This window comes from Paraburkholderia sp. RL17-381-BIF-C (assembly GCF_046026435.1).
GTDB lineage: Bacteria > Pseudomonadota > Gammaproteobacteria > Burkholderiales > Burkholderiaceae > Paraburkholderia.
Window position 1 is genome coordinate 1 of record NZ_JARESX010000100.1, and the last position, 20,508, is coordinate 20,508.

20 protein-coding genes are annotated in these 20,508 nt (G+C 63.1%); 12 read left to right on the forward strand and 8 right to left on the reverse strand.

What is annotated here, in order from left to right; translation table 11 throughout:
- Positions 1 to 355 precede the first annotated feature (355 nt).
- The 5 genes from P0D70_RS33190 to P0D70_RS33210 all read right to left on the reverse strand — a co-directional run bounded on the left by P0D70_RS33190 (position 356) and on the right by P0D70_RS33210 (position 4,101).
- On the reverse strand, positions 356 to 805 hold the full coding sequence (locus P0D70_RS33190; protein ID WP_408187618.1) for a DUF2844 domain-containing protein: 450 nt from the start codon (positions 803 to 805) through the stop codon (positions 356 to 358).
- 146 nt (positions 806 to 951) lie between these two features.
- Positions 952 to 2,304: a DUF3443 domain-containing protein gene (locus P0D70_RS33195; RefSeq protein ID WP_408187619.1), complete on the reverse strand. Its 1,353-nt coding sequence runs from the start codon at positions 2,302 to 2,304 to the stop codon at positions 952 to 954.
- Between the two features lie 15 nt (positions 2,305 to 2,319).
- On the reverse strand, positions 2,320 to 2,787 hold the full coding sequence (locus P0D70_RS33200; protein WP_408187620.1) for a DUF2844 domain-containing protein: 468 nt from the start codon (positions 2,785 to 2,787) through the stop codon (positions 2,320 to 2,322).
- Positions 2,788 to 3,058: 271 nt separating this feature from the next.
- Entirely contained in the window at positions 3,059 to 3,382 is a 324-nt protein-coding gene (locus tag P0D70_RS33205; RefSeq protein WP_091796474.1) for a rhodanese-like domain-containing protein, read from the reverse strand.
- Between the two features lie 65 nt (positions 3,383 to 3,447).
- Positions 3,448 to 4,101 (reverse strand): protein-L-isoaspartate O-methyltransferase family protein, encoded by a 654-nt coding sequence (locus tag P0D70_RS33210; protein ID WP_091796473.1) that lies wholly within the window; start codon positions 4,099 to 4,101, stop codon positions 3,448 to 3,450.
- 281 nt (positions 4,102 to 4,382) lie between these two features.
- Here P0D70_RS33210 and P0D70_RS33215 point away from each other — a divergent pair, with 281 nt between their 5' ends.
- From P0D70_RS33215 to P0D70_RS33240, 6 genes are all read left to right on the forward strand, one after another.
- Positions 4,383 to 5,462 (forward strand): LacI family DNA-binding transcriptional regulator, encoded by a 1,080-nt coding sequence (locus P0D70_RS33215; protein ID WP_408187621.1) that lies wholly within the window; start codon positions 4,383 to 4,385, stop codon positions 5,460 to 5,462.
- Positions 5,463 to 5,465: 3 nt separating this feature from the next.
- On the forward strand, positions 5,466 to 6,953 hold the full coding sequence (locus P0D70_RS33220) for a sugar ABC transporter ATP-binding protein (protein ID WP_408187622.1): 1,488 nt from the start codon (positions 5,466 to 5,468) through the stop codon (positions 6,951 to 6,953).
- A complete protein-coding gene (locus P0D70_RS33225; RefSeq protein WP_408187623.1) occupies positions 6,934 to 7,947 on the forward strand; it encodes an ABC transporter permease in 1,014 nt (337 codons plus the stop codon). The genes P0D70_RS33220 and P0D70_RS33225 overlap by 20 nt, the downstream gene beginning before the upstream one ends.
- 99 nt (positions 7,948 to 8,046) lie before the next feature.
- On the forward strand, positions 8,047 to 9,009 hold the full coding sequence (locus tag P0D70_RS33230) for a substrate-binding domain-containing protein (protein WP_091796469.1): 963 nt from the start codon (positions 8,047 to 8,049) through the stop codon (positions 9,007 to 9,009).
- Positions 9,010 to 9,088: 79 nt separating this feature from the next.
- A complete protein-coding gene (locus P0D70_RS33235) occupies positions 9,089 to 10,138 on the forward strand; it encodes a sugar phosphate isomerase/epimerase family protein (RefSeq protein WP_408187624.1) in 1,050 nt (349 codons plus the stop codon).
- A 32-nt stretch (positions 10,139 to 10,170) separates the two neighbouring features.
- Positions 10,171 to 11,322 carry a Gfo/Idh/MocA family protein gene (locus tag P0D70_RS33240; protein ID WP_408187625.1) on the forward strand — a complete coding sequence of 384 codons (1,152 nt, stop codon included), beginning with the start codon at positions 10,171 to 10,173 and terminating at the stop codon, positions 11,320 to 11,322.
- A 39-nt stretch (positions 11,323 to 11,361) separates the two neighbouring features.
- On the opposite strand, the gene P0D70_RS33245 is transcribed toward P0D70_RS33240, so the two are convergent.
- The 3 genes from P0D70_RS33245 to P0D70_RS33255 all read right to left on the reverse strand — a co-directional run bounded on the left by P0D70_RS33245 (position 11,362) and on the right by P0D70_RS33255 (position 14,003).
- Positions 11,362 to 11,622 carry a hypothetical protein gene (locus P0D70_RS33245; RefSeq protein ID WP_091796466.1) on the reverse strand — a complete coding sequence of 87 codons (261 nt, stop codon included), beginning with the start codon at positions 11,620 to 11,622 and terminating at the stop codon, positions 11,362 to 11,364.
- A 235-nt stretch (positions 11,623 to 11,857) separates the two neighbouring features.
- The gene (locus tag P0D70_RS33250) at positions 11,858 to 13,027 is read right to left on the reverse strand and encodes an ABC transporter substrate-binding protein (protein WP_408187626.1); all 1,170 of its coding nucleotides are present in this window, start codon (positions 13,025 to 13,027) and stop codon (positions 11,858 to 11,860) included.
- Between the two features lie 34 nt (positions 13,028 to 13,061).
- A complete protein-coding gene (locus P0D70_RS33255; protein WP_091796464.1) occupies positions 13,062 to 14,003 on the reverse strand; it encodes a CysB family HTH-type transcriptional regulator in 942 nt (313 codons plus the stop codon).
- Positions 14,004 to 14,222: 219 nt separating this feature from the next.
- Here P0D70_RS33255 and P0D70_RS33260 point away from each other — a divergent pair, with 219 nt between their 5' ends.
- The 6 genes from P0D70_RS33260 (at position 14,223) to cobA (ending at position 20,430) form a co-directional block, all read left to right on the forward strand.
- A complete protein-coding gene (locus tag P0D70_RS33260; protein ID WP_408187627.1) occupies positions 14,223 to 15,902 on the forward strand; it encodes a nitrite/sulfite reductase in 1,680 nt (559 codons plus the stop codon).
- 22 nt (positions 15,903 to 15,924) lie between these two features.
- Positions 15,925 to 16,464, forward strand: coding sequence for a DUF934 domain-containing protein (locus P0D70_RS33265; protein WP_408187628.1), 540 nt, complete (start codon positions 15,925 to 15,927; stop codon positions 16,462 to 16,464).
- Positions 16,461 to 17,207, forward strand: coding sequence for a phosphoadenylyl-sulfate reductase (locus tag P0D70_RS33270; RefSeq protein ID WP_408187629.1), 747 nt, complete (start codon positions 16,461 to 16,463; stop codon positions 17,205 to 17,207). The genes P0D70_RS33265 and P0D70_RS33270 overlap by 4 nt, the downstream gene beginning before the upstream one ends.
- 109 nt (positions 17,208 to 17,316) lie before the next feature.
- A complete protein-coding gene (gene cysD, locus P0D70_RS33275) occupies positions 17,317 to 18,279 on the forward strand; it encodes a sulfate adenylyltransferase subunit CysD (protein WP_408187630.1) in 963 nt (320 codons plus the stop codon).
- A gap of 24 nt (positions 18,280 to 18,303) precedes the next feature.
- On the forward strand, positions 18,304 to 19,620 hold the full coding sequence (locus P0D70_RS33280; RefSeq protein ID WP_011487103.1) for a sulfate adenylyltransferase subunit 1: 1,317 nt from the start codon (positions 18,304 to 18,306) through the stop codon (positions 19,618 to 19,620).
- Positions 19,621 to 19,674: 54 nt separating this feature from the next.
- Positions 19,675 to 20,430 carry a uroporphyrinogen-III C-methyltransferase gene (gene cobA / locus P0D70_RS33285; RefSeq protein ID WP_408187631.1) on the forward strand — a complete coding sequence of 252 codons (756 nt, stop codon included), beginning with the start codon at positions 19,675 to 19,677 and terminating at the stop codon, positions 20,428 to 20,430.
- The last annotated feature ends 78 nt before the right edge of the window (positions 20,431 to 20,508 follow it).

The following is a 20,508-nucleotide window of genomic DNA, read 5'->3' on the forward strand; positions in this document are numbered from 1 at the left end:
GTCGGTGTTGGAGTTGGAGTCGGAGTCGGAGTCGGACGCGGCATCGGAGTGGGCTTCGGCGCGGGCGTCGGTGCCGGGCTTGGAGTCTGCGTGGGCGTTGGGCTCGAAGCGGAGCTCGGCGAAGGCGCGGGACTTGGCGTCGGCGCCGGATTTTGTGCAGGCGACGGAGCAGGGCCCGGCGCCGGCGAGACCGGCGCCGGGTTGCCCTTGTCCTGCATCGCATTCGGGTCACTGCTGTCGCCACCGCCGCCACCGCCGCAGGCGGACAGAACGACACTGGCAGTCAGGATGGCGAAACAAAGGGATTGGTTGAGTGTTTTCATGTTTCTTGTGATTCGTGGCTCGACCCGCTGCTTCATTGCAGATCTTCCACGCGAACACTGGCGGGGACGAGGCGCGGCAGGAATGCCTTGCCGGACGCGTGTCCCGGCGCGCCTGCCGACTCGATCTGGAAGTCGCCATTGCGCTCGATCAACGGACCCGTGCCGCGAGCCCGCACTGCGCTGGCGGCAACCGCGCTGGGGAAATAGCTGCCGAGCAACGCGCTCATATCCGGCCGCACCGGGCCGTCCCACGTGACCGCAAACACGACGTTCGACGGCAGCACGTATTCGCGCACCGTCACACCATTGGGGTCACGCGACGGGCGCACGGTATAAGGCATGGAAGTGGAAGCAGCGTTAGAGCTCGCCGCGCGGAGCAACGGTTGCGGCGTCGCCCCTGCATTGGGCGCACCGCCCAACGCCGCATAAGACGCGAGCGGAAACAGTGCCGCAGCGGCCAGTGCGACCTTCACAAAATTCATCACATTGCTCCACGAAAACAGGTCGGAGCATGGTGCCAGCGGGGCGTTATTGGGATTGCCGGAAAAGTCTGAATAAAAAATCGGAAATGGCGTAAGGAGGCGCTACGCGAGAGCAACGCCTCCTGTCTCAGTTGGGTGCTCAGTCGTCAGAACGCGACGAACGGCCCAGTCTGGTTGCCGACCTTCGCGTTTCCAATCACGGTGTAGACGTCGCGGCCATAGAAGAACGGCAGCCCCCACAAGAACATATTGTTGTGGCTATTCGAGAAGTACTGACCGATGTTGTTAAATGCTGCGTAACCGCTCGCCATGAGACTGGCGGCGTTGCCGACCGAAAATGGCATCTGGAGCGGCGAGCCTTTTCCGTTGGTGGGGTCGATGGTGGCGCTCAGGTTCAACGTGCCCGTCGGCGTGTATAAGCCGGCTGCGGATACGGGGATGGCGCTATCGGGGAAAGCGTAGCTCAAGGTGCCGCTGTCGATCGCGCTGCGATTGAACACGCGCCCCTGGTACTGCGTCGTGAACGTGCCGTATTTGTCCACTGCAACGACGGTGGCATTGGCCGGCAACGCATTGTTCGGCTGCGTGCCGACGCCGAACACCAACAGGCCCGTAACGCTGGCCTGGCCGCCAGCCGGCACGGCGGGCAGGCGGATGACCGTGCCATTGTTGTCCCTCGCGAATCCCGCAACCGGGTTCATGACTTCCTGGCTCGCCTGCACGCGCGTGCTGATGCAACGGTTTTGCGACGGGCAGTAATAGTAGTTGCCGGGTATCGCGGTGGTGACGGCGTCCGCGGAATCGCTCGTGAAGTTGTCGATGCCGAGAATGCCGTTCACGCCCATGGCGTCGAGGGCGGCGCCCATGTCGCCGCCGCCGTGCGCGACACAATCGTCGGGGACGGCGAACGCACCATCGGAGATCAGCTGGATCGGAATATTACTCGCCGTCTTGCTGCCGATCGTAATGTCCGCGCGTTTGACCGAACCCCACGTGAAACCCGAGGCAAACGGCATGCATTCGACTATCGGCGCGGAGCCGACCGGATCGTCGACCGCGCCCGCTTGCGTGAGCAACTGAGGCGCCAGCGTGGGGAGTGCGCGGGCTGCAATGCGCACGCCGGTCGAGCCGGTATCGACCAGCATCTTGTCGACGCTCACGCACTGGCCCGCGACCTGCGCGCTCTGGGCGCCCGGCACGCAGACCGTAATCGATGCGAACAGCCGGTTCACGTTGCCCGTCGAGGCGTCGACGCTAACCGGCACCGTGTTGTCGCCGGTGGCCGGGGGCGTCGCGTTACCCGAATTGCCGGAGTTGCCGGAACCGCCTGAGCCGTTCGGTGGTGGGATCCAGTCAGGGGTGGCGTTCCAGCCGATCGAGTTGCCGCTCTGGTTGCCGCTGGCGTTTCCGCCGCCGCCGCATGCGGAAAGCGCGACTCCCGCAATGGCCGCCGCCAGGCAGAGTGTCTTCTTCAATGTGTTCATGGTTTGTTTTCTCATAGCTCGACGCGTGCCCTATTGCAGATCGCCCGGACCGACGCCGGCGGGCATCAGGCGAGGCAACCAGGCCATGCCGCTGAAGCGCCCGAGGCGGCCAGTGGACTCGACCCGGAAATCGTCGTTGCCGTCGACCAATGGCCCGGTGCCTCGCGTGCGGCTTTGCGCGGCGTTGACGAAGTTCGGGAAATAGCTGCCGAGCAGCGCTGCCATATCAGGACGAATGGGACCGTCCCACGAGACCGCGAACACGACGTTGCCGGGCAGGACGTATTCGCGAAGGGTCACGCCGTTGGCGTCGATCGACTGGTGCAGGGAGTAGCGCGCTGCGTTCGCCGGTTGAGCCGGCGTCGCGACGGCGGACTGCGGTACGGCGCGCAGCAGTGGCGCAGAGGATGTGCCGGCGGACGGCGCACCGCCCAACGTTGCATGCGAGATAAGCGGCAGCAAGGTTGCGGCCAGCATCGCGATCTTCAAGAATCTCATCACATTGCTTCCCCAAAAAAGGTCGAAGCATGGTGCCTGTGAGATGTTCAGGAAACCGTATGAAATTTCCTAAGAGGATGCGCGAAGCGGCGCAATGAAAGCGTGACGTCAGCTCTGTGCCAAAGGGTGCAAGATGGAAGCGGGGGAAGCGGGAGAAGCAAAAGAAGCGCACAAAGGCCGTTGGCCCGTCCGCGTAACGCGAAAGCGCGCAAGCCAGTATTAGAGCAGCCGTTCCTCACGGCCGCACTAACACCTCATTGCGGCTGATTGATCAGTAGGTCGGAACGGACGGATCCACCTGACGCGACCACGCGTCGATTCCGCCTTGCAGATTGAACACGTTGGTATGGCCGCGCGACTCGAGGAACATCGCGACCTGGGCACTGCGCGCGCCGTGGTGGCAGACGCAGACGATTTGCGCGTCGTCGTCGAGTTCTTCGCTGCGCGCGGGAATCTCACGCATGGGGATCGACACGGCGCCGGCTATGGACGCCGTCTGGATTTCCCACGGCTCGCGCACGTCGAGCAGGACGGGCGCGGGACGCGAGGTGTCGGCGAGCCATTCGGCGAGCGCCGGAGCGGTCAGGTTTTGCATCAGCAGGACATCCAGTTCAATTCAGAGGACGGCGGCCATGCCGGCCGTCCGGATCAATGCGTCAATCAGAACTTGAAACGCGACGGCTGCACCGCGTTGATGAGCGGTTCGACATACGTTTCGAACACGTCGGCAATGCGGTACTGCTTCTCGTCGATACGCGTGATGATCTGCGCCTTCATGACCGGCGCGGTGCCGACGAATGCCGCCAGACGGCCGCCGATCTTCAGTTGATCGAGAATTTCCTGCGGCAGCACCGGCAGGCCGCCCGACACGCAGATCACGTCGTACGGCGCGGCGCCGGCCCAGCCGCGCGAAGCGTCGCCGGTGGCGACTTCGGCGTTCAGCACACCGTTGGCGATCAGGTTGGTTTTCGCCAGTTCCGCCAGTTCGGGTTCGATGTCGACCGTCAGCACGTGCTGCGCGCGGTGCGCGAGCAACGCGGCCATGTAACCCGAGCCCGCGCCGATTTCGAGCACGCTTTCGTGTTTCTTCACCGCCAGTTCCTGCAGCACGCGCGCTTCGACGCGCGGCGCCAGCATGTGCTGGCCGGCCGGCAGCGGCACTTCGAAATCGACGAAGGCCAGGTCGCGATAGACGGTGGGGACGAAGTTCTCACGCTTGACGATCGACAGCAAATTCAGCACGTCCTGGTCGAGCACTTCCCAGGGGCGGATCTGCTGTTCGATCATGTTGAAACGCGCTTGCTCGATGTTCATGGTGGATTCGGCTCTGTGGTTTGGCGAGTTTGCGATGTGCCACTGACCGGGGGCCTCGCACGACAACTCGGCACGCAAGGCACGTCAGGGTAACTGCGGGATTGTACCAAATGACCATGCCGATTCGCGCTCGGGCGGGCAGGGCGCCGCCCGCCGCCACACCGGAATGCGGCGCTGCGGGGCCACGCCGCCCCCCGTGTTAATCCCTAGCGATCGGGCCTTGCGCTTCCCTCATCGATCGCTCAAGAATGTAATCGATTACATTTTCGAGGCGTGTTCACTTGTCCAGATCGACGTCCAGCAAGGCTCCCGCAGTGGTGTCCGAGGCGCGTCCCCAGCCCGGCGGCCGGCCGGCGCGCGGCGCGGCCGAAGGCATTTCGATTGCCGGCGTCGCCGAGCAGGCGGGCGTTTCGGTGGCCACGGTGTCGCGCGTGCTAAACGGCCACGAGAACGTGCGGCCCGCCACGCGCGACAAGGTGCTGGCCGCCATCGACGCCAGCGGCTACCGCGTCAACGAACTCGCGCGCAACCTGCGCACGGCGGAGAGCCGCCTGCTGCTGACCATGGTTCCGGACGTGGGCAACCCGTTTTACGCGGAGATCGTGCGCGGCATCGACAGCGTGGCGCGCCAGCACGGCTACTTCATGTTGCTGTGCGACACGGGCGCCGATCCGGGGCGCGAGCGCAGCTACTTCGATCTGCTGCGCCGCCGCCGCGCGGACGGCGCGATCTGTCTCGATCCGGCCACCATCCAGCAGGCGCTCGGCGAGGCGTCGAGCGCGCTGCCGTGGGTCGCGTGCTGTGAGTTCGACCCGGCAATGGGCGTGCCGTACGTGGGCATCGACAACTACCGGGCCGCCGGCGACGCCGTCCGGCATCTGCTCGCGCGCGGCCACCGCCGCATCGGCCTGATCAATTCCGATGTCGATTACCTGTACGCGCGCCAGCGTCAGCAGGGCTATCTGGATGCGCTGACCGAAGCGGGCATCACGCCGGACGAAAGCTGGCGCATGAACCTGAACAGCCTCGACTACGAAGCGGGCGCCTCGGCCGCGGCCACGCTGATGAATCAGCCGCAGGCGCCTAGCGCGATCTTCGCGGTCTCGGACACGCTCGCGATCGGCGTGATTCACGGCTTGCGCAGCGTCGGCAAGCGTGTGCCCGACGATATCGCGGTGGTCGGCTTCGACGATATCTCGCTTGCCGCGCAGATCGATCCGCCCCTCACCACCATCGCGCAGCCCATGCGCGAGCTGGGCGAAACCGCCGCGCGGCTGTTGCTGCAGCGGCTCGCCAATCCGTTGGCGAACGTGCCGGGTGTGCTGTTGCCGCATCGGCTCGTGATTCGCGGGAGCGCCTGAGTCATGAGCCTCGCGATCCGTTTCGACGATATCCGCAAAGACTTCGGCCCTGTGCGCGTGCTGCACGGCGTGAGCTTCGATCTCGCGCCGGGGCGCATCTACGGACTGCTCGGCGAGAACGGCGCGGGCAAATCGACGCTGATGAAAATCCTCGCCGGCTATGAAACCGCCACATCGGGCAGCTTGTTGGTCGACGGCCACCCGCAGCAGTTCACCGGTTCGCGCGATGCCGAAGCGCAAGGCATCGTGCTGATTCACCAGGAGTTCAATCTCGCCGAGCATCTGACGATCGCGCAGAACATGTACCTCGGCCATGAAAAGAAGCGCGGCTGGTTCGTCGACGATACGGCGATGAACACCGAGGCCGCCCGTTATCTCGCGCAGGTCGGTCTGGAGAAAGCGCCGGACACGAAGGTGCGCGAACTGATCGTCGCGGAAAAGCAGATGGTGGAGATCGCCAAGGCGCTGTCGCGCCGCGCGCGCCTGCTCATCATGGACGAGCCGACGGCCACGCTCACGCCTTCTGAAACCGAGCGCCTTTTCACGCTGATGGCGAAGCTGAAGGCCGACGGTGTGACGATCATCTACATTTCGCACAAGCTCGACGAAGTGGAGCGCATTACCGACGAAGTGATCGTGATGCGCGACGGCCGCTTCGTCGCCCGCAGCGAAACCGCCGGACTCGCGCGGCAGCAGATGGCGAACCTGATGGTCGGGCGCGACGTGTCCGATATGTTCCCCGAGAAAATCACCGTGCCCTCCGACGCGCCGGTCGCGCTGAAGGTTCAAGGCCTCGTCGTGCCGGACTGGGTGGAGGACCTGAGCTTCGACGTGCGCGCGGGCGAAGTGCTCGGTTTCGCGGGACTGGTGGGCGCGGGCCGCACCGAGGCGTTCGAAGCGATCATCGGCCTGCGCAAACGCACGGCGGGTCGCATCGAGATGGCCGGCCGGCCCGCCGATCTGACAAGCCCGCGCGACGCGATGCAACACGGCCTCACCTATCTGAGCGAGGATCGCAAGGGCAAAGGCCTGCACGTGAACCTGAGCCTGCAGGACAACGTCACGCTGATGACGCTCGAACGCTACGCGCATCCGCTGCTCGACATGAAGGCGGGGCGCGCCGCGTTGACGAAAGCCGTGAGCGAATTCGGCATTCGCACCGGCGATCTGTCGAGCCGCGCGCGCATGCTCTCCGGCGGCAATCAGCAGAAGCTCGCGCTCGCCAAGTTTCTGCAGCCGGAGCCGAATGTGATCGTGCTCGACGAGCCGACTCGCGGCGTGGATGTCGGCGCGAAACGCGACATCTATTTCCTGATCCATCGTCTCGCCGCGCAGGGCCGCGCGGTGATCGTCATTTCATCCGAACTGATCGAGCTGATCGGCTTGTGCCACCGCGTCGCCGTGATGCGCGCGGGACGCCTGCAAGCCACGCTGACGCTCGAGCATCTGACCGAAGAGGAGTTGATCGCCCATGCGACCGGCACCCACTGAAGCCGTCCAATCCGGCCGCGCGTTGCGCTTCGCGCATCGGCTGTATGCGCTCGGTCCGCTGGTTGGACTGATCGTGCTGTGCATTGTCGGCACGCTGCTCAACCGCGATTTCGCCACGCTCGACAACATGATGAACGTGCTCACGCGCACGTCGTTCATCGGCATCATCGCGGTCGGCATGACCTTCGTGATCATCTCGGGCGGCATCGACCTCTCGGTCGGCTCGATGGCGGCGCTGATCGCGGGCAGCATGATCTGGCTGATGAACGGACTCGCGGCGGGCGTCGGCGGCCATACGTTCGCGCCTTTGCTGATCCTCACGCTCGGCATCGTGTTCGCGCTCGTGCTCGGCGGGCTGTTCGGCTGCGCGCACGGCTTGCTGATTACCAAAGGGCGGATCGAGCCGTTCATCGTCACGCTCGGTACGTTGGGCATTTTTCGCGCGGTGCTGACCTGGCTCGCCGATGGCGGCGCGCTAACGCTGGATAACTCGCTTTCCGACCTGTACGGCCCGGTGTATTACGCAAGCCTGTTCGGCGTGCCGGTGCCGATCTGGGTGTTTCTGGTGGTCGCGGCGGGCGGCGCGCTGATTCTCAACCGCACGGCATTCGGCCGGCATGTGCAGGCGATCGGTTCGAACGAGCAGGTCGCGCGCTATGCGGCGATTCGCGTCGACGCCGTGAAGATCGTCACCTACGTGCTGCTCGGCATTTGCGTGGGCGTCGCCACCGTGTTGTATGTGCCGCGGCTCGGTTCCGCCACGCCGACTACCGGTTTGCTGTGGGAGCTCGAGGCGATCGCGTCGGTGGTGGTCGGCGGCACGGCGCTCAAGGGCGGCGAAGGCCGCGTGATCGGCACGGTGATCGGCGCGATCCTGCTGTCGGTGATCGCGAACATTCTGAATCTGACCAGCATCATCAGCGTGTATCTGAACGCGGCGGTGCAGGGCGTGGTGATTATCTTCGTCGCGTTCGTACAACGTGGACGGCGGTAGCGGTGGTGCTTCAGATTGCGCTTCAAACTGCGCTTCAAACTGCAGTAACGGTGAGTTGAGATCGGGGCGCACGAACGCCTCACACAAGGAGACATAACCATGAAGCAGGTCCTTCGAGCGGTCGGCGCCGGCATGCTGGCGTTGGGAATACTGGGTACGGCGAATGTCGCGCGCGCCGATGAAAAAGTCACGCTGGGCGTCGCGATTCCAACAGCCGACCACGGTTTTACGGGCGGCATTGTCTGGTGGGCGAATAAAGCCAAGACCGATCTGGAGAAAGCGCATCCCGATCTGAAAGTGATCGTGAAGACCGCGGCCGGCGCACCCGAACAGGCGAACCAGTTGCAGGATCTGGTGACGGTCAACAAGATCAACGCGCTCGTGATCTTCCCGTTCGAATCGGCTTCGCTCACGCAACCGGTCGCGCAGGTGAAGAAGAAAGGCGTGTACGTGACGGTGGTGGATCGCGGGCTGACCGACACCAGCGCGCAGGATGCGTATGTTGCCGGTGACAACACCGCGTTCGGCAAGATCCCCGCCGAGTTTCTGGCGAAGGAGCTGGGCGGCAAAGGCAACATCGTCGCGCTGCGCGGCATTCCGACCACGCTCGACAACGAACGCTGGACCGCGTTCACAACCGTGATCAAGAACTATCCGGACATGAAGATTCTCGACGCCAAGTACGCGAACTGGAATCGCGACGACGCGTTCAAGGTCATGCAGGATTACCTGACGCGCTTCAAGCATATCGACGCCGTCTGGGCCGCGGACGACGACATGGCCGTGGGCGTGATCAAGGCGATCGAACAGGCCAAGCGCACCGACATCAAGATCGTGTTCGGCGGCGCGGGCTCGAAGGGCATGGTGAAGAACGTGATGGACGGCGCGCCGATGATCAAGGCGGACGTATCTTATTCACCAAAATTCATCTACGACGCCATCAAGCTCACCGCCGAAGCTCGCCTGAAGGGCGAGAAGCTGCCGCCCACGACGATCATTCCGTCGGTGCTGATCACGAAGGAAAACGCGCAGCAGTTCTACTTCCCGGACTCGCCGTTCTGATCCCAGCATCCGGGGCGCGCTGCCTGATGTCGTGCAGTGGGCGGCACGGCGCGCGCGCCCCCGTTCGAGGAGCCGTACGATGAAAACCATCCAAGGGCCGGCTATCTTTCTCGCCCAGTTCATGGGTGACGAGGTGCCGTTCGACAACCTCGCGCATCTTGCCGAATGGGCCGCGGGTCTCGGCTTCAAAGGGATTCAGGTGCCGTGCGACAGCCGCCTGATCGATCTCGAACAGGCGGCGTCGAGCCAGACCTATTGCGACGAGTTGCGCGAGACTGTGGACAACTTGGGCGTGACAATCACCGAATTGTCGACGCATCTGCAAGGACAGCTCGTCGCCGTGCATCCGGCGTATGACGCGCTGTTCGACGGTTTTGCCGCGCCGCAGGTGCGAGGCGATCCGGCCGCGCGCACGCAGTGGGCGATCGAGCAGATGAAGCTCGCGGCGAAGGCGTCGCAGCGTTTAGGCTTGAGCACGCACGTGTCGTTTTCCGGGGCGCTGGCGTGGCCGTATCTGTACCCGTGGCCGCAGCGTCCGGCCGGTCTCGTGGAAGCCGCGTTCGACGAACTCGCGCGCCGCTGGACGCCGATTCTCGACGCGTTCGACGCAGCCGGCGTGGACGTGTGCTACGAACTGCACCCGGGCGAAGACCTGCACGACGGCGTGACCTTCGAGCGTTTTCTCGATGCGGTCAAGCAGCATGCGCGCGCCAACATCCTCTACGACCCGAGTCATTTCGTGTTGCAGCAACTGGACTACCTCGCGTTCATCGACATCTATCACGAGCGCATCAAGGCGTTCCATGTGAAGGACGCGGAGTTTCGTCCGACCGGCAAGCAAGGCGTGTATGGCGGCTACAGCGGTTGGGTCGAACGTGCGGGCCGGTTCCGCTCGCTCGGCGACGGCCAGATCGATTTCGGCGCGATCTTCTCGAAGATGGCGCAATACGATTTCCCCGGCTGGGCCGTGCTCGAATGGGAGTGCGCGCTGAAGCATCCGCACGACGGCGCGCGCGAAGGCGCGGAGTTCATTCGCCGCCACATCATCCGCGTGGCCGAGCATGCATTCGACGATTTCGCCGGAAGCGGTGTGGACGCCGCGCAGTTAAAACGCGTGCTCGGCATCTGACGGCGGCGAGCCAACGCAAAGGAGCGGGGACGATGGCACAACGAAGGCTCAGGCTAGGGATGGTCGGCGGCGGGCAGGGCGCGTTTATCGGCGCGGTGCATCGGATCGCGGCGCGGCTCGACGATCGGTTCGAACTGGTGGCGGGCGCGCTGTCGTCCGATCCGCAGCGCGCCCAGGCGAGCGCCGCCGAGGCCGGCATCGCGCGCAGCTATGCGGACTGGCGCGAGATGGCGCGCGCGGAGGCCGCGCGCGACGATGGTATCGACGCGGTGGCGATCGTCACGCCGAATCATCTTCACGCGCCGGTGGCGACGGCGTTTCTCGAAGCCGGTATCCATATCGTGTGCGACAAGCCGCTGGCGATTTCACTGGCCGAAGGCGAAGCGCTGGCCCAACTGGCTCACAAGAAGAACAAGCTGTTTGCGTTGACGCATACGTATTCGGGCTATCCGTTGGCACGTCATGCCCGCGAGTTGATCGAACGAGGCGAGCTCGGCGAGATACGTGTGGTGCAGGTCGAATATGCGCAGGACTGGCTGGCGGAACCGATCGAAACGAGTGGCACGAACAAGCAGGCCGGTTGGCGCACGGACCCGGCGTTAGCGGGGCCGGCGGGATGTCTCGGCGATATCGGCACGCATGCTTATCACCTTGCTGCGTTCATCACGGGTATGACGCCGCATGCGTTGGCGGCGGAAGTGCATACCTTTGTGCCTGGACGCCGCATCGACGATCACGTGCAGGCCATGCTGCGCTATCCGAACGGCGCGCGCGGCATGCTATGGGCGAGCCAGGTGGCGAGCGGCGCGGAGAATGCGTTGCGTTTGCGCGTGTATGGGACGAAAGCGGGGTTGAGTTTCGACCAGGAGAATCCGAACGAATTGTGGTTCACGCCGTTGGGCGGCGAGGCTGAGCGCCTGACCCGAGGGCGCGTGAAGAGCGCGATCGCGGCGCATGCGACGCGTGTGCCGCCAGGGCATCCCGAAGGTTATCTGGAAGCGTTCGCGCAGTTGTACAAAGACGCGGCGTTGCAGATCGAAGCGCTGGACGCGGGCCGCGCGTTGCCCGCCGAAAGTCTCTTGCTCACGACGGTGGAAGACGGAGTGTCGGGTTTGCGCTTTATCGAGGCGATGCTCGCGAGCAGCGCGGCGGATGGGCAGTGGCGCGAGATTGGCAACGCGTGAGACGCTGATACGGCTATGGGCGCGGAGCAGTCGCCCCGCTCAACCGCCCTTGCTCTTCTTGATCTGCTCTTCGAACGCGATATCCAGCTTGCTCGCCTTGCGCGGCTTCGGCGGGCCGAAAGCGTCGACGAATTTGACGAAGTCGTCGAGCGTCAGCGGGTCGGAGACTTTCTTGTCCGTGCCGCTCGATTTGTCGACCAGATAGAACAGGCCGCCGGATAGGCTGATCGCGGCAAACTGCGGATTGCCGCTGCGCGTTTTCAGCCGCTCGACGGCGTGGATGGCTCGGGTGGTGCGCATGGTGGGGGACTGCTGATCGGGGAAAGACTGCTACTTTAGCAACTTCGCCGGCTGAATGCGCCGGTGTCTCAGTCTCGCCGCCTGGTTGCGGGCGGCGCCGCAAGTTGCGCCGCAGCCTGTTCGCACGACTTTTGTGCACCGTGGACGGCGCCGCCACGTGTATTGGCGCCGACCACGTCATCACGCCGCGGACACCTGCCGCCCGGCTGCACGGGCGGGGGTCTCACTACATCGCTTACTGGCTCAAATAAACAAACTTGCCGTTCCTGATCACGCCCATCACGCTCGCGCGCTGATCCAACCCCACGTGATCCTTCGGGCTCGTGTTGACCACGCCGTTCGGCACGACCAGTTCATGCGCATGTTCCAGCTCGTCACGCAGCGCCGTGCGGAACGCCGGCGTGCCCGGCTGCGCCGTCTTCTGCGCACGGGCCACGGCATCCTGCAAGCGTGGATACACACCCGCCGCGTCGCCCGCGAACTGCGTCACGCTGCCCGGGCCGTACTTCGCTTCATATTCGTTCGTAAAGGCGAGCGCCGCTTTCTTCGCCGGATGATCGGCCGGCAGCGTGCGCGCCACCACGACCGGCTGGGTCGGGAACAGCGTGCCTTCCACGTCCTTGCCGCCCAGCTTGATGAACTCGGGCGTGGCGATGCCATGCGTCTGATAGATCGGGCCTTTGAAGCCGCGCTCGATCAGCGTGCGTTGCGGCAGCACCGTCGGCGTGCCGGCGCCCGCGATCAGGATTGCGTCGGGCTTGGCGGCCATCAGCTTCAGGATCTGGCCGGTCACGCTCGCGTCGGTGCGGTTATAGCGCTCGGTGGCGACCAGCTGGATATGGCGCAGCGCCGCGAACTTGCTGAACTCGTTGAGCCAGCTTTCGCCGTAGCCGTCCGCGAAACCGATGAAACCCACCGTCTTCACGTTGTGGTTCGACATGTAGCGCGTCATCACGTCGGCCATCGCGCTGTCGGTCTGCGCCATCTTGTAGGCCCACACCTTCTTGCCTTCCTGCGGCTCGACCACGCTCGCCGAGCCGATCAGCGTGATCATCGGCGTCTGGCTCTCGGCGACCGGATCGAGCGCGGCCATGGCCGCCGGCGTGATGTTCGGGCCGACGATCACGTCCACGTGGTCTTCGTTGATCAGCTTGCGGATGTTGCGCACGGCGGCGCCCGGGTCGGAGGCGTCGTCGAGGAAAATGTAGTCGGCTTTCTGGCCGGCGATGGTCGCGGGCCACATCAGCATGGCGTTCTTGCTGGTGATGCCGATCACGGCCGCCGGGCCGGTGCTCGACAGGTCGATGCCGACTTTGATGTCGGCGTGGGCAGCGGTGGCGAGCAGGAGCGCGCCAAAACCTAAAGCGGCGGCGAGGCCGCTGAATTTTTTCTTATACGACGTCATCAAAGGGTCTCCGTAGCAGGAAGCGGTGGTGATATCAAAGTTCGTAGGTTTCGTGTTCGCCCTTGAGCGCCTGCTCGATCAGCTTTCGGTTCATGCTCGGCGACAGCAGTTCGACGAGCGTATACACATAGCTGCGCAAATAGGCACCCTGTTTCAGCGCGACCCGCGTCACGTTGCTGCCGAACAGGTGGCCGACCGGCATGGCGCGCAAATGACGGTCGCGCTCGGCGTTGAACGCGATATCCGCCATGATGCCGACGCCCAGACCCAGTTCCACATAGGTCTTGATCACGTCGGCGTCGATCGCCTCCAGCACGATGTCCGGATGCAGACCACGCAGGCGGAACGCCTCGTTGATCTTGGTGCGGCCGGCGAACGCGTTGTCGTAGGTGATAAGCGGATACTGGGTCAGATCATCCAGCGACAAAAGTTTGCGGTCGAGCAGCGGATGATCCGGTTGCATGACGGCCACGTGGTGCCACTGGAAGCACGGCAGCGACACCAGCTCCTTATAGTTGGAGATCGCCTCGGTGGCGATGCAGAGGTCGGCCTGGTCGTGTATCACCATTTCGGCGACCTGAGTCGGGCTGCCTTGCAGAATCGAAAGGTGGACCTTGGGAAAGCGCTTCTTGAATTCGGCGATCGCAGCGGGCAGCGAGTAGCGCGCCTGGGTGTGGGTGGCGGCGATCACCAGATTGCCCTGATCCTGCGCCGCGTAATCTTTACCGACCCGTTTGAGGCTCTCGACTTCCTGCAGAATCTTCTCAACCGACTGAAGAATGATGCGCCCCGGCTCGGTCAGCGAGCGCACCCGCTTGCCGTGTCGTGTGAAGATTTCGACGCCGAGCTCGTCCTCCAGCTCGATGATCGCCTTCGAAACGCCTGGCTGGCTTGTAAACAGGGCTTTCGCGGCTTCCGTCAAGTTGAAATTCTGCCGCACTGCCTCTCGGACGAAGCGGAACTGGTGTAGGTTCATATATAACCCCTCCGCATATCAAAAGAATTTTTTAGTCGTTTGAAATATAAGGCGAGTTTATTACGATCTGTCCATCTTTTTCAATATGGATATCTGTATTTGTCATAAGCAAATGAGCGATGGGTCTAAACGTTCATCTGCGGCTGCTGACAAAGAGAGGTATTCAAGGCGTGGCGGAACCGGACCGCTGCGTATCACTGCAAAAATTGGGGTCCCCGAATGTACCAATACGATCAGTACGACCAGACCATCGTCGATGAACGGGTCGCGCAGTACGCCGATCAGGTTCGCCGCCGTTTGTCGGGCGAATTGAGCGAAGAGGAGTTTCGTCCGCTGCGTCTGCAGAACGGCCTGTATATGCAGCGTCACGCGTACATGCACCGCATCGCGATTCCTTACGGCAACCTGCGCAGCGACCAGATGCGCGTGCTTGCGCAGATCGCGCGCGAGCATGACCGCGGTTACGGCCACTTCTCGACGCGCTCGAACATCCAGTACAACTGGATCAAGCTCGAAGAAACGCCGGAAATCCTGCGCAAGCTCGCCGCGGTGCAGATGCACGGCATCCAGACCTCGGGCAACTGTATCCGCAACATCACCGCCGACCAGTTCGCCGGCGTGGCGCCGGATGAAGTGGTCGATCCGCGTCCGTGGGCTGAGATTCTGCGTCAATGGTCGACGTTCCACCCCGAATTCGCGTGGCTGCCGCGCAAGTTCAAGATTGCCGTGTCCGGTTCGAAAGAAGACCGCGCTGCCGTGCAGATTCACGACATGGGCGTGTATCTGAAGAAGAACGAGCAGGGCGAACTGGTGGCCGACATTCTGGCCGGCGGCGGCATGGGCCGCACGCCGATCATCGGCGCGATCATCCGCAAAGATCTGCCGTGGCAACATCTGCTGACGTACTGCGAAGCCGTGCTGCGCGTGTATAACCGCTACGGCCGTCGCGACAATATGTACAAGGCGCGCATCAAGATTCTCGTGAAGGCGTTGAGCCCGGAGAAGTTCTCGGCGCAAGTCGAAGAAGAATGGCAGCACCTGAAGGACGGCCCTTCGACGCTTACGCAAGCCGAAGTGGATCGCGTGTCGCAATACTTCCAGCCGCCGGTCTATGAAAAGCTCGCGGATACGGACGCTTCGTACGAAAAGCATCTGCTGGAAAACCGCGCGTTCGCCCGTTGGGTCGAGCGTAACGTGCGTCCGCACAAGGTGGCGGGCTATTCGTCCGTCACCCTGTCTCTGAAGCCGACCACGATCGCCCCCGGCGATGCAACGGACGCGCAGATGGAAGCGGTCGCTGATTGGGCCGACGAGTACTCGCTCGGCGAAATCCGCGTGTCGCACGAACAGAATCTGATTCTCGCCAACGTCAAGAAGCGCGACCTGTTCGCGCTGTGGGAAAAGGCCAAGGCGCAAGGTTTCGCGACGCCGAACATCGGTTTGCTGACGGACATCATCGCGTGCCCGGGCGGCGACTTCTGCTCGCTCGCGAATGCGAAGTCGATTCCGATTGCGCTGGCCATTCAGGAGCGTTTCAACGATCTGGACTACGTGTACGACCTGGGCGACGTGTCGCTGAACATCTCGGGCTGTATCAATGCGTGCGGTCACCACCACATCGGCAACATCGGCATTCTGGGCGTCGACAAGGACGGCTCGGAGTGGTACCAGGTGACGCTCGGCGGCGAGCAGGGTTCGGGCGCCACCGGCGCGCACCTCGGACGCGTGATCGGCCCGTCGTTCTCGGCGGAAGAAATGCCGGACGTGATGAGCAAGGTGATCGATACGTTCGTGGAAAACCGTCACGAAGGCGAGCGCTTCATCGAAACGTATAACCGCATCGGCATCACCCCGTTCAAGGAACGTGTGTACGCCTCGCGTCAACCGGCTCACGCGTAACCGCGAAAAGGATACTGAACAGATGGCTTCTATCATCAAGAATCGCGCGATCGTCAACGATGACTGGACGGTCGTGCGCCCGGCGGAAGACGGCACGCTGCCCGCGGTGAACGAATTGCCCGCAGGCAAGGTGCTGGTGCCGCTCGCGTTGTGGCAGGCTGAGCGTGATGCGCTGAGCGCTTCGCGCAGTGCCGCTGAAATCGGCGTGTGGCTCGCGCCGGACAGCGAGCCGGCGGATATCGTCGCCGACTTCGACAAGATCGCGCTGATCGGCGTCGACTTCCCGGTGTTTCGCGACGGCCGCGGCTATAGCATTGGCCGCCTGCTGCGCGAACGTTACGGCTACAAGGGCGAACTGCGCGCGATCGGCGACGTGCTGCGCGATCAACTGGCGTTCATGTTCCGTTGCGGCTTCGACGCTTACGCGCTGCGCGCCGATAAAGACTTCGACGACGCGCTCAAGGCGTTCAACGAATTCAGCTTCAACTACCAGGGCGCGGTGAATTCGTCGCCGCTGTTCCGCCGCCGCGAAGCGGGCGAATTGGCGAAGGCGTCGGCATGAGCGAAGTCCAAGCCCTCACGCCGGAACTCGCCGCGAAGGTCGAGCGCCTCGATGCGCTGCTCGATTCGATCGCCGCGCGTCACGCGAACGTCAAGCTCGCCAGCAGCCTCGCAGCGGAAGACATGCTGCTCACGCACGCGATCCTGTCGCGTGGCGTGAAGATCGGCATCTTCTCGCTGAACACGGGCCGCTTGCATGCGGAAACGCTGGGCATGCTCGATCGTGTGAAAGAGCGCTACGGTTACGACATCGAACAGTTTCATCCGCAAGCCGCCGCGGTCGAGGAATACATCGGCTCGCACGGGCTGAACGCGTTTTATGAAAGCGTCGATCTGCGCAAGCGCTGCTGCGAAATCCGCAAGGTCGAGCCGTTGAACCGCGCGCTGTCGGATGTCAGCGCATGGGTCACGGGCCAGCGCCGCGAACAGTCGGTGACGCGTGCCGAGTTGCATGCGGAAGAGCACGACGCCGCACGCAATATCGCCAAGTTCAATCCGCTGACCGACTGGACCGAGGTCGAAGTGTGGGCCTACCTGAAAGCGTTCGACGTGCCGGTCAATCCGCTGCATGCGCGCGGCTACCCGAGCATCGGCTGCGAGCCTTGTACGCGCGCCGTGCGTCCCGGCGAAGATAGCAGGGCAGGGCGCTGGTGGTGGGAGTCGCGCGATACGAAGGAATGCGGACTGCACATCACGACGATTACGCCGATCGCGGTCGAGCGTGGCGCGGACGCCCAGGCCTGAAGTTTCAGCGAACGGGCCTTGGCTTTTGGCCCGCACGCCGCACCTATCGATTTGAATATTCCGCGACGCGAGCAACCGCTTGCGACGCGAACCAACGAAGGACCCAAACATGAGCACCACGCTCGATTCCACTGTCAATGCACCGCTCGCCAACACGGCAGACCGGATGGATCACCTCGATTGGCTCGAAGCCGAGTCGATTCACATCCTGCGCGAACTGGTTGCCGAGTGCAGCAAGCCCGCGCTGCTGTTTTCGGGCGGCAAGGATTCGGTCGTGGTGCTGCATCTCGCGCTGAAGGCCTTCGGTATCGGCGCGAATCGCAAGACCGTGCTGCCGTTTCCGCTCGTGCATATCGACACCGGCCACAACTACGAGGAAGTGATCGACTTCCGCGATCGTCGTGCGAAAGAGATCGGCGCTGAACTCGTGGTGGGTCACGTCGAAGAGTCGATCAAGCGCGGCACGGTGCGTCTGCGCCGTGAAACGGATTCGCGCAACGCCGCGCAAGCCGTGACGCTGCTCGAAACCATCGAACAATATGGCTACACCGCGCTGATCGGCGGCGCGCGGCGCGACGAAGAAAAGGCGCGTGCGAAAGAACGGATCTTCTCGTTCCGCGACGAATTCGGCCAGTGGGATCCAAAGGCGCAGCGCCCGGAACTGTGGAGCCTGTACAACGCGCGTCTGCATAACGGCGAACACCTGCGCGTGTTCCCGATTTCGAACTGGACCGAACTCGACGTGTGGCAGTACATCGCCCGTGAAAAGCTCGAACTGCCGTCGATCTACTATGCGCATCAGCGCGAGATCGTGCGCCGCAATGGTCTGCTCGTGCCGGTCACCCCGCTTACGCCGATGCGTGAAGGCGAAGTCAGCGAATCGGCGCTGGTGCGTTTCCGTACCGTCGGCGATATCAGCTGCACGTGCCCGGTGGAAAGCGATGCGGATGATCTCGAGAAGATCATCGCCGAAACGGCCGTGACCGAAATCACGGAACGCGGCGCGACGCGGATGGACGATCAGGTGTCCGAGGCCGCGATGGAACAGCGTAAGAAGCAAGGTTATTTCTAAGCACACGACGAGGGTAAAGTAATCATGAGCGGTATTCACCAACCAGAAGACCTCGGCGTGCTGCGTTTCATTACCGCGGGCAGCGTCGACGACGGCAAGAGCACGTTGATCGGCCGCCTGCTGTACGACAGCAAGGCCGTATTGAGCGATCAACTCTCGGCACTGTCGCGCGCAAAGAATAAGCGCACCGTTGGCGACGAAATCGACCTGTCGCTGCTGACGGACGGCCTCGAAGCCGAACGCGAGCAGGGCATCACGATCGATGTCGCGTACCGTTACTTCGCGACGGCGAAGCGCAAGTTCATCATTGCCGACACGCCGGGTCACGAGCAGTACACGCGCAATATGGTGACGGGTGCATCGACCGCGCACGCGGCGATCATTCTGGTCGACGCGACGCGCGTGACGTTTGTGGATGGCGTCGCGCAACTGCTGCCGCAAACCAAGCGTCATAGCGCGATCGTCAAGCTGCTGGGTTTGCAGCACGCAATCGTCGCGATCAACAAGATGGACCTGGTCGATTACAGCGAGCAGCGCTTCAACGAGATTCGCGACGCGTATGTCGAACTTGCGCGTCAACTGGGCTTGAACGATGTGCGCTTCGTGCCGGTGTCGGCGCTCAAGGGCGACAACATCGTGACGGCGAGCGAAAGCATGCCGTGGTACGCGGGCGAACCGCTGCTCGACCTGCTCGAAGCGCTGCCGGTCGAAGTACCGACGGGCCAGGCGCTGCGTTTCCCGGTGCAATGGGTGGCGCGCCAGGACGGCAGCCAGGCCGACGATTTCCGCGGCTACATGGGCCGTGTGGAAGCCGGCGAAGTGAAGCTCGGCGATACGATCGTCGTGTTGCCGGCCAATCGGGAAGCGACGGTTGCAGAGATCATTGCGCCGGTGCCGGGCGGTACGGCTGCGGTGGACCGCGCGTTTGCCGGTCAAACGGTGACGATTCGTCTGGCGGAAGACGTCGACGTGTCGCGCGGCGACACCTTCGTGCTGCGTGAAGCGGCGCCGGAGCCGGCGAAGAAACTGGAAGCCGACCTCTGCTGGTTCGACGACACGCCGCTTTCGACGCAACGCAAGTATCTGTTGAAGCAGACCACCAACACGGTGTTCGCGCGGATCGGTGCGATCAAGGAAGTGCTCGACGTGCATACGCTGTCGCAGGCGACCGATCGCAAGGAACTGACGATGAACGATATCGGCCGTGTGGCGCTGACGTTGCAGAAGCCGCTGGTGTGCGATGTGTATGACTCGCATCAGGGCACGGGTGCGTTCGTGCTGATCGATGAAGCGACGCATCATACCGTTGCGGCGGGGATGATTCGGGCGTTTTCGGCTTAAGCGCTTGGCGCGTCACTGCGTCGTGCTGGCGACCTAACAGGCAGGTTTAGGCAAATGGGTAAGGTTTATCTGATCGGCGCAGGGCCGGGCGCTGCGGACCTGATTACGGTGCGTGGCGCGCGGTTGCTCGGTTTGGCCGATGTCGTGTTGCATGATGCGCTGGTCGAGCCGGCTATGCTGGATTATGCGCCTTCGCATGCGCGGCGGATTGCTGTTGGGAAGCGTTGTGGGCAGCTTTCCACTGCGCAGCAGTTCATCAATAAGCAGATTGTGGATGCTGCTTTGGAGCATGACGTGGTCGTGCGCCTTAAAGGCGGGGACCCGATGTTGTTCGGCCGCGCTGATGAGGAAATGCGCGCGCTCGAGGCTGCGGGCATCGAGTATGAGGTTGTGCCTGGGATCACGGCTGCTCTCGCTAGTGCTGCTTCTTTGAAACGGTCGCTGACGTTGCGGGGTGTTTCGCGCAGCGTTGCGTTGGCTACTTTTAGTCGGGCGCCTGGGTCTGAGGAGATTCGCGAGCAGGTTAATGCGGATTCTCTGGTGTTTTATATGGGCCGGGATAGTGGGGTTGAGATTGCGCAGCAGTTGATTGAGGCTGGGCGGTCTGTTGCCACGCCTGTGGCTATTGTCGAGGCTTGTTCTACTGCGCGGGAGCGGATGCTTTCGCTTACTCTTGAAGAACTGGCCGCCGGCGATGCGCAGAAGTGGGTCGATGCTTCGCAGCCTAGTTTGCTGATGATTGGCGAGGCTTTCGCTGCGCGGCAGGGTGCGGTGGTTCGCTCCGCGGATGGGTTGTTGGTCGCGGCTTGAGGTTCTTCGGTTCTTCTTCTCTTGGCTATTTTTGCTGCTGGCTTGCGGTGTTGGCCTTTCCTTCATTTCTTAGTGGTC

Bases quoted from the DNA above. Each gene is read 5' to 3' on its own strand.
- P0D70_RS33225 (WP_408187623.1), top strand. From the start codon at position 6,934: ATGCGACCGGCACCCACTGAAGCCGTCCAATCCGGCCGCGCGTTGCGC.
- P0D70_RS33245 (WP_091796466.1), bottom strand. From the start codon at position 11,622: ATGCGCACCACCCGAGCCATCCACGCCGTCGAGCGGCTGAAAACGCGC.
- P0D70_RS33200 (WP_408187620.1), bottom strand. From the start codon at position 2,787: ATGAGATTCTTGAAGATCGCGATGCTGGCCGCAACCTTGCTGCCGCTT.
- P0D70_RS33190 (WP_408187618.1), bottom strand. From the start codon at position 805: ATGAATTTTGTGAAGGTCGCACTGGCCGCTGCGGCACTGTTTCCGCTC.
- cobA (WP_408187631.1), top strand. From the start codon at position 19,675: ATGGGTAAGGTTTATCTGATCGGCGCAGGGCCGGGCGCTGCGGACCTG.
- P0D70_RS33280 (WP_011487103.1), top strand. From the start codon at position 18,304: ATGAGCGGTATTCACCAACCAGAAGACCTCGGCGTGCTGCGTTTCATT.
- P0D70_RS33230 (WP_091796469.1), top strand. From the start codon at position 8,047: ATGAAGCAGGTCCTTCGAGCGGTCGGCGCCGGCATGCTGGCGTTGGGA.
- P0D70_RS33210 (WP_091796473.1), bottom strand. From the start codon at position 4,101: ATGAACATCGAGCAAGCGCGTTTCAACATGATCGAACAGCAGATCCGC.
- P0D70_RS33205 (WP_091796474.1), bottom strand. From the start codon at position 3,382: ATGCAAAACCTGACCGCTCCGGCGCTCGCCGAATGGCTCGCCGACACC.
- P0D70_RS33265 (WP_408187628.1), top strand. From the start codon at position 15,925: ATGGCTTCTATCATCAAGAATCGCGCGATCGTCAACGATGACTGGACG.
- P0D70_RS33270 (WP_408187629.1), top strand. From the start codon at position 16,461: ATGAGCGAAGTCCAAGCCCTCACGCCGGAACTCGCCGCGAAGGTCGAG.
- P0D70_RS33235 (WP_408187624.1), top strand. From the start codon at position 9,089: ATGAAAACCATCCAAGGGCCGGCTATCTTTCTCGCCCAGTTCATGGGT.
- P0D70_RS33220 (WP_408187622.1), top strand. From the start codon at position 5,466: ATGAGCCTCGCGATCCGTTTCGACGATATCCGCAAAGACTTCGGCCCT.
- P0D70_RS33240 (WP_408187625.1), top strand. From the start codon at position 10,171: ATGGCACAACGAAGGCTCAGGCTAGGGATGGTCGGCGGCGGGCAGGGC.
- P0D70_RS33260 (WP_408187627.1), top strand. From the start codon at position 14,223: ATGTACCAATACGATCAGTACGACCAGACCATCGTCGATGAACGGGTC.
- P0D70_RS33195 (WP_408187619.1), bottom strand. From the start codon at position 2,304: ATGAGAAAACAAACCATGAACACATTGAAGAAGACACTCTGCCTGGCG.
- cysD (WP_408187630.1), top strand. From the start codon at position 17,317: ATGAGCACCACGCTCGATTCCACTGTCAATGCACCGCTCGCCAACACG.
- P0D70_RS33255 (WP_091796464.1), bottom strand. From the start codon at position 14,003: ATGAACCTACACCAGTTCCGCTTCGTCCGAGAGGCAGTGCGGCAGAAT.
- P0D70_RS33250 (WP_408187626.1), bottom strand. From the start codon at position 13,027: ATGACGTCGTATAAGAAAAAATTCAGCGGCCTCGCCGCCGCTTTAGGT.